Source organism: Kitasatospora sp. NPDC007106, assembly GCF_040634455.1.
Lineage (GTDB): Bacteria > Actinomycetota > Actinomycetes > Streptomycetales > Streptomycetaceae > Kitasatospora > Kitasatospora arboriphila.
In genome coordinates this window covers 1-3957 of record NZ_JBEYFP010000568.1, presented here as the reverse complement: position 1 = coordinate 3957, position 3957 = coordinate 1, and the positions used below count along the sequence as shown (strand labels likewise).

Annotated in this window: 4 protein-coding genes; all 4 read right to left on the bottom strand. The window is 72.4% G+C overall.

Annotated features, from left to right (window positions below):
- Positions 1-166 precede the first annotated feature (166 nt).
- The 4 genes from ABZ641_RS28535 to ABZ641_RS28520 all read right to left on the bottom strand — a co-directional run bounded on the left by ABZ641_RS28535 (position 167) and on the right by ABZ641_RS28520 (position 3872).
- Positions 167-1819, bottom strand: coding sequence for an APC family permease (locus ABZ641_RS28535; protein WP_344621781.1), 1653 nt, complete (start codon positions 1817-1819; stop codon positions 167-169).
- 372 nt (positions 1820-2191) lie between these two features.
- The gene (locus ABZ641_RS28530; RefSeq protein WP_359986290.1) at positions 2192-2725 is read right to left on the bottom strand and encodes a hypothetical protein; all 534 of its coding nucleotides are present in this window, start codon (positions 2723-2725) and stop codon (positions 2192-2194) included.
- Between the two features lie 177 nt (positions 2726-2902).
- Positions 2903-3148, bottom strand: coding sequence for a hypothetical protein (locus ABZ641_RS28525; RefSeq protein WP_344621783.1), 246 nt, complete (start codon positions 3146-3148; stop codon positions 2903-2905).
- Positions 3149-3302: 154 nt separating this feature from the next.
- Positions 3303-3872 (bottom strand): hypothetical protein, encoded by a 570-nt coding sequence (locus ABZ641_RS28520; RefSeq protein ID WP_344621784.1) that lies wholly within the window; start codon positions 3870-3872, stop codon positions 3303-3305.
- Positions 3873-3957 lie beyond the last annotated feature (85 nt).

The following is a 3957-nucleotide window of genomic DNA, read 5'->3' as shown; positions in this document are numbered from 1 at the left end:
GCGGCAGCGCTGCCGGGACGGCTCGTGGGGAGGGCGGGGCCTCGCAGGGCGGACGGGCGGCCCGGAGACCGGCGGAGCCCGGCCGCTGTGGGGCGGCCGGGCTCCTCGGGTGGTGCGGGCAGCAGGTCCGTTCGGTGACCCGACCGGTGCTGCCCGGAGGGTTGGATCAGTGGCCGCCCTCGTCGACGACCTCGACGTCCTCGATGTTCTGGTCGATCGCGTCGGCGGGCAGCGCCACGCGGATCGCCCAGTGGTAGATGCCGAGCGAGAACGCCGCGACGAGCAGCATGTCCCACCACATCGGGATGGTGCCGGTGCCGTCGCCGAAGCCGCCCAGCCAGGAGATCAGGCCGAGGCCGAGCAGGTACGCCGGCAGCCACTGCGCCGGACGCCAGTCGAGGCGCGGCGCGTTCGGCAGGCCCTTGCGGACGGCGTACGCGGCGTAGCTGCCGAGCAGCACGTAGCCGATGACGATGGCGATGCCGAGGCGGGCCAGGGTGTGCCAGCCGGTCCAGTAGATGATCAGGCTCGCCACGATGAAGGACAGCGGGGCGATGACCTCGCCGAACGGCAGGCGGTAGGAGCGCTCGCGGTCCGGCAGGCGGCGGCGCAGGGCGCCGAAGGCGAGCGGGGCGCCGGCGTACATCAGCACCGAGGCGGAGGTGATGAAGCCGACCAGCTCCTGCCAGCTCGGGAAGGGCAGGAAGCAGATGACACCGGTGACGAAGGAGATGATCAGGCCGAACCACGGCACGCCGCGCTTGTCGACCCGCTCGAACAGCTGCGGGGCGTAGCCGTTCTTGCTGAGGCCGTAGGAGATGCGCGAGGTGGAGGTGGTGTAGATCAGGCCGGTGCCGCCGGGGGAGACGATGGCGTCGAAGTACAGCACCCAGGCCAGCCAGCCGAGGCCGACCAGCGTGGCGAGGCCGGCGAACGGGCCGGAGATGCCGGGGAAGTCCAGGTTCTCCCAGCCCTTGGCGAAGGCGGTGCCGGGCAGCGCGGCGATGAAGACGACCTGCAGCAGGACGTAGATCAGGGTGCCGATGGCGACCGAGCCGAGCACCGCGCGCGGGATGTCGCGCTTGGGGTTCTTGCTCTCGCCTGCCAGCTGGATGGCCTGCTCGAAGCCGAGCAGCGCGAAGATGATGCCGCTGGTGCTGATCGCGGCGAGCACGCCCTTGATGCCGAACGGCGCGAAGCCGTGCGAGGTGAAGTTGCCGCCGTGGAAGTTGGTCACCGCGAGCACGAGGATGGTGGCCAGCGGGACGGCGATCTTCAGCCAGGTCGCCACCGAGTTGGTGTGCGCCAGCACGCGGACGCCGAGGAAGTTGACCGCGACGAAGACGCCCATGAGCAGGACGGCGACGACGAAGCCGCTCGGGGTCAGGGTGCCGTTGTCGTTCAGGAAGCCCTTGGCGAACTCCCAGTGACCGGCGTAGCCGATCATGGCTTCGACCTCGATGGGGGCGACCGTCGCCGCCTGCAGCCAGGAGAACCAGCCGAACGACATGCCGGCGAGTCCGCCGAAGGCGTAGTGCGGGTAGCGGGCGGTGCCGCCGGCGACCGGGAAGAGGCCGCCGAGCTCGGCGTGGACGAACGCGAGCAGGACGATCGCGACCGCGCCGATGCCCCAGGAGACGAGGGCCGCCGGGCCGGCGACCATGACGGCGTTCTTGGCGCCGTACAGCCAGCCGGAGCCGATGATCGAGCCGACGGAGGCCCAGAGGAGGCCGATCAGCCCGACCTCGCGCCGCAGTGATCGGCTGCCTGAGCCGGTCGGCGGGGCGGAGGACGGGGCGAGCTGGTCGACAGAAGCCATGGGTGGGATTGACCTCTCCATGAAATGGCAGGGGTTGAGAGTTGCCCAAGGCTAGGCGGAGTGATTTGTCGAACAGAACCCCATGATTCCGAATAGTTATCTGGCTCGAACGAGAATGATCATGAGTATTCGTCAAAACCCTTGGAGCTCCCGGGAGTTGGCGTATGTGCAGGTAGGGCAAAGGTTTGTAAATTTGAGCTTCTCTTGAGGAATTGCCCGACGGGGTATCGCCACCCGCCGCAGTGCATAATGATGAGGCGGACCGGTGGAGATTCCTGGGGTCCGTTGTGCAAGACTATGCAGGCCTCGAAAATGGTGCAGACCACCATTCAGCGCCGTTCGGGTGCTGCCGATCCGGGCCCCGCGCAGGGTTCAGCCGGCCGTCACCCTGTCGCCGAGCGCGTCCACCACGTACCACTGGTCCAGCTGCTGGCCGCCCGCGTCGCCGGGCGCCGCGTCCTCCGCGAAGTAGTACAGCGGGTGCCCCTTGTAGAGGACCTGGCCGACCCCGTCGGTCCGCTTCCCGACCCCCAGCAGCCCGTCGTCCACACCGGTGCCCGCGACCGGGAAGCCGGTGGTGGTCAGCGGCGGCCACTGCGTCGCGCACTCGCCGTAGCAGGTCGACTGTGTGGAGGTGTCACCCGCGAACAGGTAGAGGGTGCGGCCATGGGCGTCCACCAGGATCGGCCCGAACCCCGCACCGTCGGCCAGCGACACCTGGGTGCCCGGGGCCGGGGTCGCGGACGGCTCGGGCTCGGCGCTCGGGGCGGGGGACTCCGTCGACGGCTCCTGCTGCGCCGGCCGGCCCGGCAGCGGCGCCGGGTTCGGGTCGCCCGGGGCGCAGCCGAGGCAGACGGCGGCCAGCAGGGCGGCAACGACAACGGCAGCCGGACGGACCTTGGGCATCGCGGACTCCTTCACCCGACGTGAGCGGTCAGCTACCACTACCGCCCCGCGCCTCCCGCCCGGCCACTCCAGCGGCCCGCCCCTCGGCGGATGGAGTGGCCCGATTGCCCTGGATGGCCGCCTCCGCCCGGGTGGACACCCGCCCGCGGGCGGGCTGCCCGCCGTGCGCGGCCCGCGTCAGTCCGCCGTCCAGACGGTGCGGTCGCCGCCGCGCCAGCCCACCAGGTCCGGGTCGTCCAGGTCCGGCTCGGACACCCCCGCGTGGCGGATGAACTCCGCCACGTCCTCCTCGCCGTACGCCCGGCCCACCAGCCGGCCGTAGATCTCGACCCGGCGGTACGGGCGGACGCCCCGGGTGGGCGGGCGCACCACGACGGGCGGGGTGAAGATGTCCCCGCCGCTCTGCTCCGGTGACGCTGCCATACCCCCAGTGTCACCCGCCGCGCACCCGAGCGGCCCGGTCGCGCCCCGGGCCGGACCCCCGGTTGCTCCGACCGGCCCAGAGCGCGGCCCGTCGACCGGCCCGGTCCCCGCCCGGACGACGTTCCTCGGGCCGGCCGCTGCCGCGACGGTGTCCTCAGGCCGGCCGCTGCCGCGGTCGCTCCGGTGTGCCCTCGCTGAGCAGCGGCGCCCGGTACAGCGGCGGCGGCTCACCGGGCAGGTCGGCGAGGTACCAGTAGTGCCGCAGCATGACCTGCAGGATCCTCCGCACCCGCAGCAGCAGCAGCGCCGCCAGCGGCAGCTCCACCAGCAGGGCCGCGCCGACGCTCGCCCAGACGTCGTCCGTCCCCCAGGAGAGCATCACGTCGAACCAGGCGTCGCAGATCAGCAGGACGGCCGCCGCCAGCGCCCACGGCACCAGCAGCCGGCGCCGCCGCCAGCCGAACCAGGCGGTCGCCGCCAGCGCCACCAGCAGCCCGAGGTCGAAGCCGACCCAGGCCAGCCGCCACTGCCGGGCCTCGAAGTGCACCGGCAGCGTCGCCGCCAGGAAGCCGATCCACGGCAGCAGCGCCGCACAGCACACCACCAGCACGCCAAGGCCCCGGCGCCGGCGCCGGTCGATGCCGCGCAGCTCCTCCTCGGTGAGCCCGGCCCGCCAGTCGGTGGGGTGCCCGCAGTGCGGGCAGCTCTCGTGGTGCTGCGCCATGGCGTACTCCCTGGCCGGGCGGCCCCCTCCCGGCATTCTCCCGCCGCCCCCGTGACGCCGCAGGGCCCGCCCGGGCGGCCTCCGG